At 56.3% G+C, this 17,278-nt stretch carries 11 protein-coding genes; 4 read left to right on the top strand and 7 right to left on the bottom strand.

Going from position 1 to position 17,278, the window contains the following annotated elements:
* Positions 1 to 367: 367 nt before the first annotated feature.
* Positions 368 to 1,696: an NAD(P)-binding protein gene (locus N2605_RS04865; RefSeq protein ID WP_225151571.1), complete on the bottom strand. Its 1,329-nt coding sequence runs from the start codon at positions 1,694 to 1,696 to the stop codon at positions 368 to 370.
* A gap of 239 nt (positions 1,697 to 1,935) precedes the next feature.
* A complete protein-coding gene (locus tag N2605_RS04860; RefSeq protein ID WP_225135117.1) occupies positions 1,936 to 2,958 on the bottom strand; it encodes an acyltransferase family protein in 1,023 nt (340 codons plus the stop codon).
* A 2,644-nt stretch (positions 2,959 to 5,602) separates the two neighbouring features.
* On the opposite strand from N2605_RS04860, the gene gmd reads away from it, so the two are divergent.
* Both gmd and N2605_RS04850 read left to right on the top strand, forming a co-directional pair.
* A complete protein-coding gene (gene gmd / locus N2605_RS04855) occupies positions 5,603 to 6,694 on the top strand; it encodes a GDP-mannose 4,6-dehydratase (protein WP_225185652.1) in 1,092 nt (363 codons plus the stop codon).
* Positions 6,695 to 6,697: 3 nt separating this feature from the next.
* On the top strand, positions 6,698 to 7,255 hold the full coding sequence (locus tag N2605_RS04850) for a hypothetical protein (RefSeq protein ID WP_225185653.1): 558 nt from the start codon (positions 6,698 to 6,700) through the stop codon (positions 7,253 to 7,255).
* Between the two features lie 158 nt (positions 7,256 to 7,413).
* On the opposite strand, the gene N2605_RS04845 is transcribed toward N2605_RS04850, so the two are convergent.
* The 5 genes from N2605_RS04845 to N2605_RS04825 all read right to left on the bottom strand — a co-directional run bounded on the left by N2605_RS04845 (position 7,414) and on the right by N2605_RS04825 (position 13,399).
* Complete coding sequence (locus N2605_RS04845) at positions 7,414 to 8,505, bottom strand: acyltransferase family protein (protein ID WP_225185654.1); 1,092 nt, start codon at positions 8,503 to 8,505, stop codon at positions 7,414 to 7,416.
* Positions 8,506 to 9,282: 777 nt separating this feature from the next.
* On the bottom strand, positions 9,283 to 10,590 hold the full coding sequence (locus tag N2605_RS04840; RefSeq protein WP_225185655.1) for a WcaI family glycosyltransferase: 1,308 nt from the start codon (positions 10,588 to 10,590) through the stop codon (positions 9,283 to 9,285).
* A gap of 60 nt (positions 10,591 to 10,650) precedes the next feature.
* Positions 10,651 to 11,625 carry a GDP-L-fucose synthase family protein gene (locus tag N2605_RS04835; RefSeq protein ID WP_225185656.1) on the bottom strand — a complete coding sequence of 325 codons (975 nt, stop codon included), beginning with the start codon at positions 11,623 to 11,625 and terminating at the stop codon, positions 10,651 to 10,653.
* 287 nt (positions 11,626 to 11,912) lie between these two features.
* On the bottom strand, positions 11,913 to 12,185 hold the full coding sequence (locus N2605_RS04830) for a hypothetical protein (protein ID WP_225185657.1): 273 nt from the start codon (positions 12,183 to 12,185) through the stop codon (positions 11,913 to 11,915).
* A gap of 221 nt (positions 12,186 to 12,406) precedes the next feature.
* Entirely contained in the window at positions 12,407 to 13,399 is a 993-nt protein-coding gene (locus N2605_RS04825; protein ID WP_225185658.1) for an ABC transporter substrate-binding protein, read from the bottom strand.
* A gap of 320 nt (positions 13,400 to 13,719) precedes the next feature.
* Here N2605_RS04825 and N2605_RS04820 point away from each other — a divergent pair, with 320 nt between their 5' ends.
* Both N2605_RS04820 and N2605_RS04815 read left to right on the top strand, forming a co-directional pair.
* Positions 13,720 to 15,162: an undecaprenyl-phosphate glucose phosphotransferase gene (locus N2605_RS04820; protein WP_225185659.1), complete on the top strand. Its 1,443-nt coding sequence runs from the start codon at positions 13,720 to 13,722 to the stop codon at positions 15,160 to 15,162.
* A 111-nt stretch (positions 15,163 to 15,273) separates the two neighbouring features.
* Positions 15,274 to 17,277 (top strand): right-handed parallel beta-helix repeat-containing protein, encoded by a 2,004-nt coding sequence (locus N2605_RS04815; protein ID WP_225185660.1) that lies wholly within the window; start codon positions 15,274 to 15,276, stop codon positions 17,275 to 17,277.
* The last annotated feature ends 1 nt before the right edge of the window (position 17,278 follow it).

Raw genomic sequence — 17,278 nt, 5'->3', positions numbered from 1 at the left:
GAACCATTGAGGGATGATGATGAGAGCGAGCTCGACCCAGGCCACAGCTTTCGAATCCGTTTGCTCGAACTGCGCGACCCTGGCGGTTACGTTTCAGTGTGCTGACGGAGCTCTCGATGACACGCCAGTTTTTTGCACGAACTGCGGTCGCTTGCGCGGCCTCATTGGCGCGGTCAGGAAGATGGCGCATGAGCCCGCCGCCCGCACCCCAACCCCCACCCTGCTCGACCGCCACTGAGTGACGCCCAATTTCCGCTCCGAAGGCTCCTTTGTTGCCCGAATACCCGTTGATCGCGTCTTCAACAGGCCCTGTACAAAATGTTGGAATCTACCTGATGAAGTCGAGGGCGCGGCCCTCGCATCTGATCTAGACCAGGTCTGACCGACGCTGATCCGAACGAAGCGCGGCTTCGGCTTTTAAGGTGGAGTCGCGAGCGGTCGGTTGATAGTCAAATCTGCCTTGCCGTCCAATCGATTCGATGCCTAACTTGCGCAGTGCGGCCACCGTGCTTGCCGCGTGTTCGTCGGCCTGGTCGGTGTAGATCGGGTAGGCATTGCCAAGCATATGCGTGCCCTCAAGCCGAAGGTCGCCCAAAAACAGTCTGTTGTCGCAGGTGTGAGTTCTAAAGTCGCTATCTGCCGTACTAATGTCGTGCGCCACGTGCTCAGCATTGACTTCGACGGAGAAGAATTCTCGGCCGTGGCACCTGCCGTAAAAATCGGAATGAATCGTGAGGCGCTTCCACGCCCCTTCGCTTGAAAAATTGTACAGGATCGGTTGCTTGAAGCCTCTCTCACCGGAAAAGCTATAGAACAACGTCAGCAACGTCACGGTTTTCAGCTCTCGATGCGTTTGCAGACCACACAGATCTTGGATGCGTGCTAGGGGAATGGTCGAGACCAGGCGACGGCCGACGATCGCACGGTCGTTCGCCAGGACAATCGAAAACTCACCGTTCTGCCTTTGAACGCGAGCTATCTTGGTCCCCAGCACAAAGCCCGCGCCTTGGCCTTCGAGCCGCTCCATTGCCTTGCGATACAGGAATCCGAAGCCCTCCCGCGGTCGAACGAGTTGTTGATTGGGAGCCACATTGGGGGCACGACGAAAGGCCCGCCCAACAAGGTTTCGCAGCGTCGCGTGCTCCTTAATCCAAAGCATCCTTTTCTCTGCAAACTTGACGTCGACCTGATCGGCGGGAAATCCGTAGAACCGGCTCAGATAATAGCCGAGGCCTGTGCGCTCCAGTAACCGCCTTCCAATCCAAAAAGTTGCAAAGTCCTTGGCACTTCGGATCCTGCGGCGGAAGGTTCGGGCAAAGATGATCGAGCTCACCATCCAAAGCCATTCCAACGGACCGGCTGAAAGCAGATCGTCCTTGATGGATAGCGGATAGTGACTTACTGCGCCTTGCGGAGTGAGACGCCCCCACGACGGGTAGATTTGAATATAGAGCGGTAATAACTCAGGAAAGTGCGCCAATAACGGCGAATCGTCCTGAAAGATGTAGCTGCCGACATCGAAGGTGTAGTCGCCGACCTTGCAATCGATGTGGTTTCCACCGCTCCAGGCGTACTCGTCGACGACAAGGACGTTCCTCGCACCGTCGCGCAGCAAGATCGATGTCGCTACAAGGCCGCTGATTCCAGCGCCCAACACCACTGCATCGTACCGCGCCTCGTCAAGGCTGTTCGTCATCAGCGACCATCCAGTGACCCGGTATGTATTGGATTATTGAAGCGCATTTCTGAAAGCGCGACTAGCAAATTAGATGCGTCGCGAGCAGAAGCTCCTGGTGCCGCCTGCTCGGCGCAAGTGCAGCTCGCTCGGTTTTCGCGACAAAGGTTCTCAGAGAAGCTGACTTAGGTTTGTGCAGCGAGTGCCTAGAATATGACGCGCACTTTCGGGTTGCCCGGTGGCGCTGGCAGGCTCTGAAGCTACAGAGACCTGACCCTGTGCTTTGCAAGAACCGATGTGATCGGGGAATCGTAATACTTGTCCAGACCGATCGCCAGCAGAATGCAAATTGGTACTAGTGCAAAGAGGTAACAAGAGGGTGCCTGCTCAAGATGAGTTGCCTTTAGCAGACCGACCGTCGTCATAAGGATTGGAACGTGAACGATGTAGAGTGGATACGAAAGGCGGCCTAGCACACTAAGAAGACGCTGCTTTTGCTGGAGATGGCAAGCGACGGACAGATACAATAGGAGTGGAAAGATAAGGACGATCGAAACAGCATCGAAAACAGAGCTTCGGATCGGAAGGCAAAAGACGGTCGCGAGCAGAAGGATCATTGGCCAAAGTAGAAGTGTGGGCAGGAATGGTTTGGGGCGGTAATGCCAAACCAGAACGCCGGTAAAGAAGCCGAACAGGGTGCGAACAGCACCTCCGAAAAAAGTAGTCCACGTAGCCCCAAGATCGGCGGTACCGTGTTTAAGGATCGTTAGGGCAAGGAGTCCACCAGTGACAGCGGTGATCACCCAGGCGCACTTCGTATCTACCCGCAATATCAGCGCCGCCCAAAGTAAGTTGACGGCGATTTCAAATGACAACGACCACATCGGGGTGTTGGTGGGGAATGTCGTGTCTGTGGGAGCCTGACTTACCCAGGGCTTAGGCAGCAAAGCCGCGTTGAAGGCCGTCCCGCCGAGGATGTCAGAAAGTGCGTACTGCGAATGTTTCTGAAACGCCAAACGGAGTAAGAAATACCCTGTTCCCAATAAGAGTCCCAACAGACTAAGCGGCAATAACCTCTTCATGCGAATTTGCAGGAATTTGGCAACTGTTAGCCTGCCAGACTGAAGACGCATCGCATACGAGTGCGAAAGTACGAACCCGCTAAGCATGAAGAAGAAATCCACCGCCAGATAGCCATGAGGTGCCAACTGCGGCGCACCGACGATTGAAAGGTGAAAGAACAGGACGCCAATGGCTGCGAAGCCGCGAAGCGCGTCTAGCACTTCAAACCTCTCTTCTGGCAATCGACACCTAAGTATTTTGCGTGACTATGCGCGCCCGCGGTCAATTAACGGAATTAAGCGATTAAAATCGAGGCAGCGTGAGACCCGACGTCGGGGTCAAGAAGGCATCTTCAACTCGGACAGTATGCATCCGCTCCCCCGAAGGGGCCACGCGATATAGTAGGCGCTCACGCACAAAATTGAACCATCTCCTCGGCGGTGGTCCAGACACCACGCTGCTGCCCCCCGTAACAAGCAGCCCTCCTTCTTGCTCCGACCGCATAACGACTGCGCACTGAAAGGGACGAGGGAGTGGACAGTCATTTCAGGCTGTGGTTGGCTGCGCGCTTTGGACCAAAAAAAGACATTCCCGGTTATGAATAGCGTAAACTCAAGTCGCACGTGGGCGCCCGAAGATGATAACGCGCTGAGATCGGCAATCATCAATGGCCAGTCCATCCTAGAAATCGCCGCGACCCTCTGCCGAACTGAAAACGCCGTGCGGCGGCGGCTCTATCAGCTTGGCCTTTCAACCGCTCGGCTTGGCTCTAGGCGTCGTCCAAGTCAAAGGTTCGGATAAGCCTCTACTTGAAGGGACGCTGGCCGAAGCTCCCTGAGGAGCGGACGGGGCTCGACTTTTGGTTGCGGAAGGTCAGAATGACCGGGAATTTTGCGAATCCGATATTAAGCCTTTCGGACCCGTAGTACGGACGCTGCAACATGATCTACGAAGCATTTTTAGCGCCTACCGAATGTCCGAATTCCTCTCATGAACTGAGGCGAGCACTTCTTACTTTTTGATAAGATTTACGTTGCTGATCCTAACGACCGCGATCTATTTCCACCCCAAGCCTTTTTGATGGCGATCGGCATGCCCCCAATATTTGGATTCAAATCGGGCTCGGTTAGGCCGCTTGGTAAGCTACCCGGCTACGACGATGGCTTCGATAAACTGATGACCCCGACGTCAAGGCTTGATCGACGTGGTGTCGTCCTATGATCTTAGTACGAGCCAGCAATTACGCTCGGGGCTGTACAACTTGGCGACTATCCCTTGAACTTCGGTTTTCTACTTCAGGGACCGAAACATTGGTCGCGACATCGATACCCTTCGTGTTGCCGTCAAGGGAGACGCAGCGCTTTCTCGATTCGGAGATGAAACAATCGCCGCTACAGCATCAAATCAAGCTGCTGCGGATGGTAGCATACATGATGGCCCCGCACTGCCGTTCTTTGACGAAGAACTCGCCCGCGATCATTTGCGGTTACAAATCTCCCATATCGCCCGGGCGCGGATTGCTTCTGTCATGAAAACAATTGGTTTCAGCGTGTCCAAACAGATGGTTCCGCTATTGGGAATGCATGTTACGGCGCGGTCGCTAAGCAAATTGCCACGAGAGCGAACGCGGTCATAGACGCTTCTTCAGTCTCGGCGAACTGATAGTTTCGAGGGAAATTTCGAAGCAGCTGCGATCTTTCGCACTTGCGATCTACGGCAATCATCTTACTGTCGTTTCATAGGCCCAACCGGCTGCGCAAATGGTCACGCTCCTCGAGCAGTTCTCGGAGTCTTTGAGCATTGTCAGATTGTATCTCCTGCCACTCGATGCGATCCTCTGCAGTCCACAAGTAAGACTCGCGATTGAAACGATCTTTCTCGTTTGCATCAAACTCCATGTATAACTTTATGTCGCGTTCGACCTGATCCAGTTGTTCTTGGAGAGTAGTTGGCATCAGCCGTTCCTTCGGCTCGCCTCCAGCCCGCTCCGATCTACGACGCAATCGGTATGGCGATCAATAGGCGTTGTCCCTCGCGGCTGATATATCCATCCCATTTGAACTCGTTCGCCTCAAAGTGCCGCGTCAGCAATTTTACAAAAGTACGTAGCTCAGATCGACTGGTCTCCCTCCATGAGATTATGCAGACAAGCTAAACTCCCGGAGGAAGCGGCAAAGCACCCTCCAGTGCGTCAACTGCACTCTCGGAGAAGTTGTGGCCGCAATCAACCGTTGAGTTTTTCCTATCAATCCACGCACGAACTTTGGGAGCGCCTGGTCCGGTGCCGACCGGCACCGTCGGTCTCGTTACCACCACGGTCGCCGGTGTGAGGCTGCGCTATCGAGAGAGCGTGCCGACCGCGATGAAAACGGCATCGGTCGCGGCGGTCGGCTTAGTCAGGTCAATGGTCAAGGCGCTTAGCTTTGACAGTGTCCGCCACCATCTCGTCGAGACCCATGTTAGCAGATCGGGATCGCGGCGATCTCCTCGTCCTTGTGGACGCAGATCACGTACTGACCGAAATCCGCAAACAGTCGCGGGACATCAGACTCACATACTCGGGCCGATCATCGCAATGCGCACTTCGGGTGTTGCTTAGGTTCTTTGATAGTCGTCTTCAATCCGGATGATGTCGTCTTCCCCCAGGCTGAAGCTCCAGGCCAACTTCAATTCACAAATCGTACAACATTCATAAGGCCAGAACTTCACCGTTGAGAACACAAATTCGAAATAGCCTTAGCAGGACTCTGTTGCCTATTGCGCAGACGTCAACGCTGTTAATCTAAGCTTGCTTTTTTGACCCAGCCCATCTCCCTATTCTCTTCGTTTTCGAGTACGAACGGCCTACCGAACCTTGAGATTATTATGACAAAGAAACGAGCACTTATTACCGGCGTCACCGGGCAGGACGGCGCCTATTTGGCTGAACTTCTTCTGCAGAAGGGATACGAGGTCCACGGCATCAAGCGCCGGACCTCCCTCTTCAATACCGACCGCATCGATCATCTCTATCTCGACCCGCACGAGCCCGACCCGCCCTTCCGGCTTCACTACGGCGATCTGACCGATTCTTCGAGCCTGATCCGGATCGTTGGCCAAGTGCAGCCAGACGAAATCTATAATCTTGCGGCGCAGAGCCACGTTGCCGTTTCGTTCGAAGAGCCCGAATACACAGCCAATTCCGACGGTCTCGGCACCCTGCGCATCCTCGAGGCCATGCGTATTACCGGCCTGGAGAGGAAGGCGCGCTTCTATCAAGCGTCAACATCCGAGCTTTACGGATTGGTCCAGGAGATCCCACAAAGGGAGACGACGCCGTTCTATCCGCGCTCACCGTACGCGGTCGCCAAGCTGTATGCTTACTGGATCACGGTCAATTACCGCGAAGCCTATGGGATGTATGCCTGCAACGGCATCCTCTTCAACCACGAATCTCCGGTCCGCGGCGAGACCTTCGTGACCAGAAAGATCACGCGTGCTTTGGCGCGCATCCATTTGGGACTGCAGGAAAGGCTTTATCTGGGTAATCTGGATGCCTTGCGCGATTGGGGACACGCGCGGGATTACGTCGAAATGCAATGGCTAATGCTGCAGCAGGACAAGCCTGAAGATTTCGTGATCGCTACTGGCGTGCAGCATTCTGTCCGAGACTTTGTCAATGTCGCTGCAAACGAAGTCGGCATGACGGTCCGCTGGGAAGGAAGTGGCGTCGACGAGAAAGGATATGACGCCAAGACCGGCAAGTGTGTCGTCTCGGTCGATCCCCGCTATTTCCGCCCCACCGAGGTCGCGACGCTTCTTGGTGACCCGTCAAAGGCCAAGCAGAAACTTGGTTGGGAGCCCAAGACCTCGTTCGAAAGCCTGGTTCGAGAAATGATGAAGGAAGATCTCGAGTCCGCAAAACGCGACGAACTCATCAAGCAGCACGGGTTTAGATACTATCCGCGCCACGAGTAGTTCTTGTGGGACGGCCAGCAAGGCGACCAAGCCTGGCCAAATGAGCGCCCATCAGGGCGCTCACGCCTTTCGGACCGCATCCAACTGCTGTCGAATGCCTCAGGGCTGCCCGTCACTACCTTGGGGGTGCGGACAGGCGCAGGGTGCTCGTTCTCGCCGACGATCAGGACAGCGACGTCGACGGCATGGACGGCAGAAGGTCCCGACTTCACGCCGCAGCAGGTCATCGCCGTACCTTACAATCCGATATTCGACCTCACGAGCTTTATGCTGGTGGCCGTAGTTAAGCTCGACAGCATCTCAGGCACCCGGCAAATCATCACGCGCAGCGACGCGATCGGATCGCCGCAGCATTTCCAATTTCGTCAGACTGCCGGAGTGTTGCAGTTCGTCAACGGCAATGGAAATCAGGTGCTAGCTGCATCGTCCGCGACGCTGACGGCGGGCGCTTGGGCTCTGGTCGTGGCCAAGATGGACGGCATCGCTGCAACTGCGCCAAGCAGGGGCATCGGTCGGGACCGGAACCCTGACGTCGTCCATCAACTCGTACAACCCCACTAGGACGATGCTCGGAGCTAGGTGGACAACGACCGTGGCCGATGGCCTTGACGGAAAAATCGCTTACGCTGCCATCTATTCGCAGATCGACGACAGCCTGATCCCTGCGGCCGAACAGAGGGCTCGAACAGCAGTCGCGGCCAAGGGAATAACGGTCTAGATCATCTTGCGCCTTCCGGCAGGAAACGTTCGCTCTTGCGGAAAAAACGGCCGATGGCGTTCTTTAGGATCGGCTCAAGATAGATCGCGATGGCCCAACTCACCCCGACCATCGTTACGCTGACATAAAATATCGCCGCTGGATAAGAAAGCCCCGCGCTGATTAGACGGCCCAGGAGATAACCTCCGACGACGCTGTGGATTAGGTAGAGCGGATACGTCATCAGGCCGATCGGCCGCAGAGCTTTATGTTCGAGCCGGCGCGTCATCAGCGTCCAACAAATGAACGCGACGGCCGAAAAGAACGTGACAAGCGGGACGACGTAGCTGATCTGCATGGACACTTTAGAGGCCATCACGCTCGCGGCATTAATGATTTCGAGTGCGCATCCCAGCGAGAAGAATGCGAATAGCAAGAGGCGCATCAAATTGCGGCTCTGGAAACGCAACAGCCAAATCGTTACGCCCAGCCCGAAAAAGCAGCCGTGGTGGATGAGGAGTAGATCCAGCAACCTACTTTCCGCTCCGATCTTTAGACCGAAGGTAAAAAGCGTGATCCAGTAAATGCAGCTCAGCAAGCCAATGCCTGAGGCAACGACCTCGATTTTGCTGAAGCGTCCGAGGAGCAGCAAAAGCCAGATGATACCATAGAAGGCGATCTCAATGCCTAGGGTCCAATAAACTGAATCGATCCATGGCCCGAAGGGCCAAAAAACTAACGTTCGAAACAGGACGAATAGGTTGTGCTGAATGGTTTCGATCCCGCAAAATGCGATCACCGCAAACGTCACCGGCGCACAAATGATGACGGCCGGAACCAGCCTCTTCACCCGGGCTTCGAAAAACTTAGTCGGCGTGGAGTATTGAGCGCTGAAGGCGATGATAAAGCCGCTGATTACGAAGAAGATTTCAACGCCAATCCAACCATAGCTGAAGAAGGAATTCGTCGATGGCACCGAACCCGCGGCTTTCGCAATTTGGCCTTTTGGATAAGCCCATACCCAAAAGCCATAGTGGAAAAGCATCACCATCGCTGCCGAAAGGAACCTGACGAGGTCGACGCCGCCAAAAGTGCGGGGTTTGGAAATTTCCATAGGTCTACCGTTAATTCGAAATTCAACCGATCCTAAGGTAATGCCGGGCTCGGTCCCAGATTTCCGGGGTACGTTCTGGAATTAGGGTAACTCAGATGCGAGAGCGTTGAAGCCTCTGTCGCCTGCGGCGGTACCGCCCTCTGGCGCCACCCACAGCGAAACCGACCCCAAAAATGCAAGAAGTATAAGCAGTGCAGATATCGTCCAGAATTGATATCTCATGGCTGACGTCTCGGCAATGTAGTCGCATAGCATCGGAGATTCAGTGTTAATGTCCACTCCTCTTAGGCGGGCCGCCGCTCCCGGCTACTTCTCTCACGCTAAGGAGGATACGGCTCCGACCATTCAGCCTTCGCCAAAACGACTCCCGTCCTAGATTTCGCGATGACTTCGTAAGTATAGAGATCCGGATTGCATGGTCCCCACGTCCGCAAGCTCTCTGCCTTTACGATCCCATTTTCTGGAAGCGGGATCTCCTGACCGCCCAACTCGGAACTCGTCCCTCTGCGAAATCTGACGAGAATCGAGCGCGTATCCGCCGGAATATGCGTCAGTTTGATTTCTGGATTGGGAAAAACGGTGCTGCAGGCGCGGGGCGGTGCGAACGAGAAGCGGACCTGCATTTCCTCGGCCTCGCTGGTTGAGGTACGGGTCAGTGTGAAGAATGAAATGGCTAATATGAAGGGCAGTCTGAACACGCGGTCTGCTCCCCTAAAAGACGCGAGATATCGGCGGGGCGGGCCGATGCCAAGATGCCAGAGGCGATCGTCCACTCCCTCAGGGCGACCGAACGGCATCCTCCACCGGAAGCCCAATGTCCTTGGCAGCGCCCGTCAGGCCGGCATTCGTCTGCCCTGCCGCAATACCCTGCCCTGTCATGGCCTCCGACCACCGACGGACGATCGTGCGTCGATCCCAGCGATCAAGAGCTCGCCTTCTTCCTTCTTCGCCGTAATGCTCACGCAGGGCGGGCGCGTCGCTGAGCTGGCAAATTGCGATTTCGAGAGCCGACGAATCTCCTGGCGGAATCACGAGGCCCGCGTTCGTGACTTCCGCCGCGAGGCCGGTGCCTTCTTCGGCCATCGCAATGACCGGCCGAGCGGATGCGAAGATCGCCCCGAGCTTCGAGGGCAACACTAGATCGGCGGCCTCGGCCTTCTGCGGAATCAGATGGAAATCGGCCGTGGCCATCAATTGATTGAAGCTGTCATTGGGCTGAAGCCCCAGGAAGTAGATATTGCGATGCCCGGCTGCAAGCTGCTCGAGCCTCATCTTGTGAGGCCCTTCGCCTGCAAGGATGAAGTGGATATGCGGATGACTTCGCTCCAGGCCAATCGCGGCTTCGATCACGAGTTCAAGGCCCTGCTTGTTGGACATCGTGCCGGAATAAAGTCCAACGATATCGCCCTCGGCCAGGTTCAGCTGTTGACGGTATTTGGTCGCTCGAGATCCCGGGCAGATCGCAGTGGTGTCGATCCAGTTTCTCACTTCCGCGGTTTTGTCGGGCCGCAATCCCTTGATCCTCAACCGCTCTACCATCGCTTGAGAGATGGTTGAAACGTTGTCGAACGATTTGAGGATCGCCGCTTCGATTCGAAGCATCCATTTTCGCAAAGAGGGATTGCGCAGCAAACCAAGATCGAACGCCGCATCCACCTCGAAATCCTGCACGTGAAGCCATGATTTGGCGCCGACGCGACGAGCGACGAAAGAGACGAAGGCTGCCGACATCAGCGACGGCGCGACAGCGATCATGACGTCGGGCCGCCAGGATAGCGCCTCAAGAAGAACCGGGGCCGAGCTCGTGAGCGCGAATGAAGCGTGATGAACCAGCCGTCTGACGCCAGAGGGATGTTCGGGCACATAAATCGGCGTACGCGTTACTCGAACTCCATTGATATCTCTCGATCTGAAGTACGACGATTTGAATGCAGGAGGGATCTTCCAGGCGGGGTAATAGGGAGGCGCCGTAATCACTCTGACTTCATGGCCTTCGGCGACCAGACTTTCGCAGAGCTCGGCGTTGTATTTCGCCACACCGATCAGATCGGGAGCATAATTGATGCCGACCAAGAGAACACGCATAAAGCCCGCCCCAGTTCAAACTTCAGAATAAAAAAATCTCTAGCAATCTAACTAGTCTACTCAGCGCGTTGCGCCGACTTCCAGATGACGCCCGTAGCCATGAAGATAATCTGCGTAGGCGGCTGCAAGGCCGGTCCGCAAGGCAACTTTCGGCTGCCAACCAAGTGCTCGGATTCTCGAGCTATCCAGCAGCTTGCGTGGTGCCCCGTCAGGTTTGGATGTATCGAACGCGAGCTTGCCCCCGTAGCCCACCACCTCCGCGACTGTGGTCGCGAATTCGGCAATCGACAATTCGTCGCCCGTGCCGACATTGATGGGCTGGTCACTCGAATAGTTCTTCAGAAGGAAAACGCAGGCATCCGCAAAATCATCGACATTGAGGAATTCGCGCAGCGGCGTGCCGGTGCCCCACACCGAAACGCTGGGTGCATTGGCGAGCTTGGCTTCGTGGAAACGTCGGATCAATGCGGCCGGCACATGACTATGGTCCGGATGATAATTGTCGCCGCGGCCGTAGAGATTGGTCGGCATTACCGAGATGAAATCGTCGCCATATTGCCGACGATACGCCTGGCACATCTTGAGGCCGGCAATCTTGGCGATTGCGTACCACTCATTGGTCGGCTCTAGCGGCCCGGTCAGCAATTCGCTTTCGGCGATCGGCTGCTTGGCGTGCTTGGGATAGATGCAGGACGAGCCGAGAAACAGCAGGCGCCGAACACCAACCGCGTGACTTGCGCGGATCACGCTCAATTCCAGCGCAAGGTTGTCGCAGAGAAAGTCGACCGGGAAATTGTTGTTGGCTGCGATACCGCCAACCTTTGCGGCGGCATGAACCACGACGTCCGGGCGATTGGCCTCGAGCCATCTGAGCGTGGGCTCTTCCTTCGTCAGGTCCAGCTCGCGCCGATCAGCCGTGAGCACGGTGCAATTCTCCGACGTCAGCCGGCGGACGACAGCTGATCCCACCATGCCGCGGTGACCCGCGACGAAGACACGTTTGCCCGTGAGATCGTAGGTTGAAACCCCTGTCATCGTAATCCTCAGTCAGTATCCGGTTGGCCGGATCACCATTGCTCTGGAAGATCCGGTGACCCGATCACATTACGCAATCACGCTGCCAATGCAGCCGCGCCAATCTGCTAACACAATCTTCACCATGCGACAGCCTGCCCCGGCCCGACAAAGATATTCATGGTGAACCTGCGTTGCGCGCACAAATGATCAGCACAAAATGAACCAAAAACGAGCAAGGCAGCCGCATCACGGCTGCCTTGAAGAATCGTTGAAAAACGGCAGCCGCCGCCCGATTTAAGTCGACCTCAGTATGCTCGGCGCAGGACCGGTCCGACAGGCGCGCAAACGCGATCCATGTACCAGCCATAGGGCGTCTCGACCCGCACCAATGGACATTGGCGCCGCGGCACATATCGATAGGGATACGGCTGCGCCCAGAACGTAACGGGCGTCACCTGGCTCTCGCCTGCGAGCAGGGCGGCCGGCGCGGGCATCTGCATGGCGGCGCTCGCTCCGCTCGCTGCGCAGAAGGTAACAGTTGCAGCCAAAAGACCTGCTCGCATCAATGTGTTAAACATCCAAAAAGCTCCTCGCCCCTGCGGATTTGATCCCCGACCCGCGCTCGTCAGACCCCAGCCGACCAACGTCACGATCCGTAAAGCCACTCCGCGACTAGCCCAAATAGTGAACCGAACTTTACCAAGCCCACCGGCGGAAATGCAACCGATGCCGGGGCGGCCGGGCGCCTTTTGGGGCGATATAGCGCGCAAGTGTGGCTTCTTGGTCCTATTTTTTTATCCTATTTGTCCTGGCTCCACGCGCCTGGAGCCGCGAGGTCGGGTGAACGGCGGTACACATCCCGCAGGAACTGGTAGCTGACCGTCTGAGCCAAAGGCACGTCTTCCTCGCCCAGCTTGGCGAAGAGAAGGATATCCCGGAGCGTCCGCCAGCGGCTTTCGTCGTAGTCGCCGATGCGGCCGCCCGTTGGCAATACCAGCGGGCGCTGCTGCTGCAGCTCGAATTTCAGCCGCTCCGGGTTCAGGCCAGCCGGTCCGGTACCCGTAAGAACGGGCACGCTCCGTGCATAGTCCGCGTAGGTGAATTGCCATCCTCGAATGAGGCCCTGGAGGACATCGGCAATCATGGATGGCTGTTCATGGACGAGAGTATTGCTCGCGAAGTAGACTAGGCCAGGAACATGGATACCATAGTCTTGCGGTTTGATGACGTTCAGCTTCACGAAGGTCGAGCTGGTGGGATCCGGTTGCGCGTCGATGACGGCAATGATCGCATCCACCTCCCCGGCCCGCAGGGCTTCGAAGCTGTCGCGGTCAGGGACCTTGGTAATCTGGCTTCGCGGCAGGCCGAGCTGTGCCATCATGGCATCGAAGACGACGTCTCCCTCACTCGCCCTGCGGTATCCGACCCGCTTTCCGACCAGATCGGCCGGCCGCCGCAAGCCGGAGTTTTCGAGCGTGAAGATCGCGACAGAGGTATCGAGGAAGCTTGCGGCAAACGCAGTCACGGGGATGCCGCGCCAGCTCGCCAGCAGGAAGTTCTGGCCGCTCGTCACGCCGATGGCATGTTGGCGTGCAATGGTTTGGACGAAGTCAGGACCTTCGGGCTGAGCCGACACCTCGATGCGGGAGGAGAAATATCCCTGCCTGGATGCAGCGAGCTCGCCGGCAAACCGCGCGCCATAGGGCCCATCAAGGAGGAGCTTGATGGCGACGGGCCTGGACGCTGTTGGAGCTCGGATGGGCGCCGCATCGGGGCGCAGAAGGAGAAGCACGAGTCCCACCAAAGCGACGGCCGCAAGGCCAATGGCGAGGTAGCGCTTCCCTCTCGGCCGGGTCCGCCGCCGGGACTGGGTGCGAGGCAACGAGGACTTCCTAACGGGTTGCGAAATTTAGCATATCAGTCGAGGCGAGATGGGCTACAATGCAGGCTTGTGCGGTAAGGTTAATTTTTCCTTCGCCTTGTTCTAACAGCGATTTTGCCCGATAGCACGGCTTGTTTGGGCTAAATAAATTTTGCGTCAATGGGTTTGGCAGGATGACAATTGTTTCCACTCGGCCGGTGCCCGTCGCTGATTCTGCGACGGAAATTCGTGTGGTCGAGCCGGTCGCGCCCACATCCGGAGGCTTTGCGCCGAGCTGGCTGCGACCTGTGGTGGTCGAACGGCTGCTGGCGGTGGTGGATGCGGCGCTGATCGTGGTCAGCGGCATCGGCTGCGCGGTCGGGTATCACGTCGTCACGGCGGGCACGCTCGGCAAGGCGGACGTGTATGCGGCCGCCAGCGTGCTGGTGGCGATCAACTTCGTCCTGCTGACCATCGTGCAGCAGGGTTATCGCCTCAAGACGGTCACCCACCTGCCCCGCACGTTCCGGATGACGCTGGCGACGTGGACCGGCCTGTTCGGCGCGCTGCTGGCGATCGCCTTCACGATGAAGGTTAGCGACGAGTTCTCCCGCGGCACCACGATCTCGTTCTATTTGGTGGGCCTTGCCGCCCTGCTCGCCTGGAAGATCGTGGCGGCGCGCTGGACCGCGCATGCCTTGCGCACCGGCGCCTTCGCCAACGGACGGGCGCTGCTGATCGCCGAGTTCGGCCTTGCCACCTCGTCCAACGCGGTCGAGGACCTCGGCCAGCACGGCTACCGCCTGATGCGCGTGATGGAGATCCCGGCCAAGGAGCTGGCTTCGCCCCTGCTGCTGTCCTCGCTGGCGCCGCGCTTCGAGGAGCTGATCAATTACGCCCGCGAGCACCGGATCGAGCATGTCTTCCTCTTGATCAACTGGAGCAGGCAGCATGCGATCGACAGCATTCTGGATGTGCTGAAGATCCTCCCCCTCCCGGTGCATCTGGTGCCGGACCCCAACACCGCGCGCTTCTTGCGCTATCCGCTTGTCGGCACCGGCAACACCTTCACCGCCGAGCTGCGCCGGGCCCCGCTCACCTGGCGCGAACGCGCGCTCAAGCGCGCGCTGGACCTTGCCGGCGCCAGCCTTGCGCTGCTCGTGTTCGCGCCAGTGATGCTGGTGACCGCGCTGCTGATCAAGCTGACTTCGCCGGGGCCGGTGTTCTTCCGCCAGACCCGCCACGGCTTTGGCGGGCGCGCGTTCAGGATCTTCAAGTTCCGCACCATGCGCGTGCTCGAGGACGGCCCGACAATCCTGCAGGCGCAGAAGAACGACCCGCGCGTCACGCCCATCGGCAAATGGCTGCGCAAGACCTCGATCGACGAGCTGCCGCAGCTCCTCAACGTGCTCAAGGGCGACATGTCGCTGGTCGGCCCCCGCCCGCACGCGGCCGCCCACAACACCGAATATGAGCAGATCATCGGCAACTACGCCTTCCGCCACCACGTCAAGCCCGGCATCACCGGCTGGGCCCAGGTTAATGGTTATCGCGGAGAAACCCGCACGCTCGACCTGATGCAGAAGCGCGTGGAGTATGATCTGTGGTACATCAATAATTGGAGCTTGTGGTTGGATGTGAGGATCATGCTGGGGACGATCGTGCTTACTCTCGCCAAACCCACCGCGTATTGAGAAATCGTGCGCCAACACAAGCCCTACTTCAGCGGGAAAAAGCAGGCCGGATTAGATTATAAGAATCCGTCCTCCAGCAACTCCCGGGATACCTGATCTGCGGGAGTATGAATGAAGACTCTTCGTTGCGCCGCTAAGCTACTTCTGATGGCCGTGACAACGGTTGCGTTGAGTGGTTCGGCCGCCAGGAGTGCAGAGCACCACGTAAGCGTTCAGCTTGATGCTAACAGCGATTTCTCGGCGGCATTTTCAGACGCTTTGCTGCGTGCTCGCCAGCACAGGTCAAATCATCCTGACGATACGATAATAGTTGATATGCCGCCGGGAGTGTTTCGATTACAAAATTCGATAAGTTTGGATAATCGAGATTCGGGCAAAGACGACGCCCCGTTAATCATTCGTGGAGCTGAACGACCGGCAACGACAACGCTGCGGGGATCAATAGTTGTTTCGGACGAGAAATTGCCCCAAGCAGACACGCTCGAATATTTTAGCGATCAGATCCAAACTCAAGTCCGTCAAATTTCCACCGACCTACCTGGCATCGACATAGGCATTACCCCTCGTGGAATGCTCCACGTAGGCGCCTCTAGTCGGATTGATCTATATAGAAATGGAAAAAGATTAAGACTGGCTAGATGGCCAAAGAAGGGATTCAGTCGCGATATATTGGGATTCAGGAGAGCGAACTCCTCATCTCGCGACTTCCGAATAAAGCTCTCAAACGAACTTTTTGATCACATAAAAAGAGAGCCCGAAGCCTGGATAGGTGGCTTTTGGAGCGCAGACTATAAATACGAAACATCCGCTATAAAACTTGCATCGGAGCAGCTTGGTGAACTCGCGCTGGCCGTCGAAGTGAGTTCAAAAAAATCCGATGCCTTTCGCTATTTTCTCTTCAACATTTACAGCGAATTGAATGACACCGAGAGCTACGCAATTGACAGCCGCAACAAGCGATTGTTCCTATTGAATGGGAGATCGAGCGATGTATTCGAACTTGCAGTGGCGAAGGGCCTACTCAAGATCGAAGACGCGCGAAACATTCGAGTAGAGCGCCTCGCCCTAGAACAGACCCTTTCAAATACCGTAGAAGTATTGAACTCCACAAACATTACCTTAGAAGATTGTTTTGTCGGTCATTCGGGCTCGACGGGCATAGTCGTGAAGGACGGCGGCGACGTTTCTATAAAGCGATGCTTGGTAACAGACAGCTCAGAAATTGGCGTCTCGTTGATTGGAGGCGACCTTGCTGACTTAAGGAGAGCGAATCATCAAATTGACAACTCTCTCATAGCGAACTTCGGAGTGGATAGCTTGAGCTATCGACCGGGTGTACAGGTACGCGGCGTCGGAAATATAGTGCAAAATTCAATTATTTCGAACGGACCGCATTCGGCGATTTCTCTTCAAGGAATAGAACACAAGCTGTTAGGGAACCACATCCGAAATGTCGTTCGCGCAACGGACGATGCTGGCGCCATTTACATGGGGCGCAATTGGGCCAACCGAGGAAATCTCATCGAAGGCAACTATCTACACGATATTGGCGATCCCAATGTTGCCCAACGCTTAGCAGCAGGCATTTACTTGGACGACCAATTCAGTGGTGTCACGATCCGAGGAAATTTGTTCAGCCGGTGCAGCATCCCTGTGTTGATTGGAGGAGGTCGCGATAACTTAGTTCAAGGAAACAAATTCTTCTTGGATGGTAACGTCGCTATACGAATTGACGACAGGGGCGCGACTTGGCAAGGCCCGTCTTCCGAAGCGGGCCGAAGTCTCATTTCCAGCTATGAAGAAGCTTTATCTCATCCCAAAATCCGGGAAACGTATCCAGAAATCCAGAGAGCAGCTGATCCGCCATGGCTTCCGAGAGGTAACGTATTCGAAGCAAATGTTGCTTTTGGTGGGCAGCTTCTCTTCGGCTCGTCCGCAGCCGCCTTGGCCTCTTCAGTTGTCAAAGAGAACGAAGAATTGGTGACAAATACCTCCTCGTCACACGACTTAGGAGAGATTCTACAGATGGTACGTACGGTTGACAGCAAATTCGTTGCGCTAAAACCTGAAGGCGAAATACTCAACCGGCTGCATTACAAGGCAGTAGCCGAATAGT

The organism is Bradyrhizobium yuanmingense (assembly GCF_025200905.1).
GTDB classification, from domain to species: domain Bacteria; phylum Pseudomonadota; class Alphaproteobacteria; order Rhizobiales; family Xanthobacteraceae; genus Bradyrhizobium; species Bradyrhizobium yuanmingense.
Note: the sequence above shows the minus strand (reverse complement) of the source record. Positions and strands in the feature narration are given on the sequence as shown.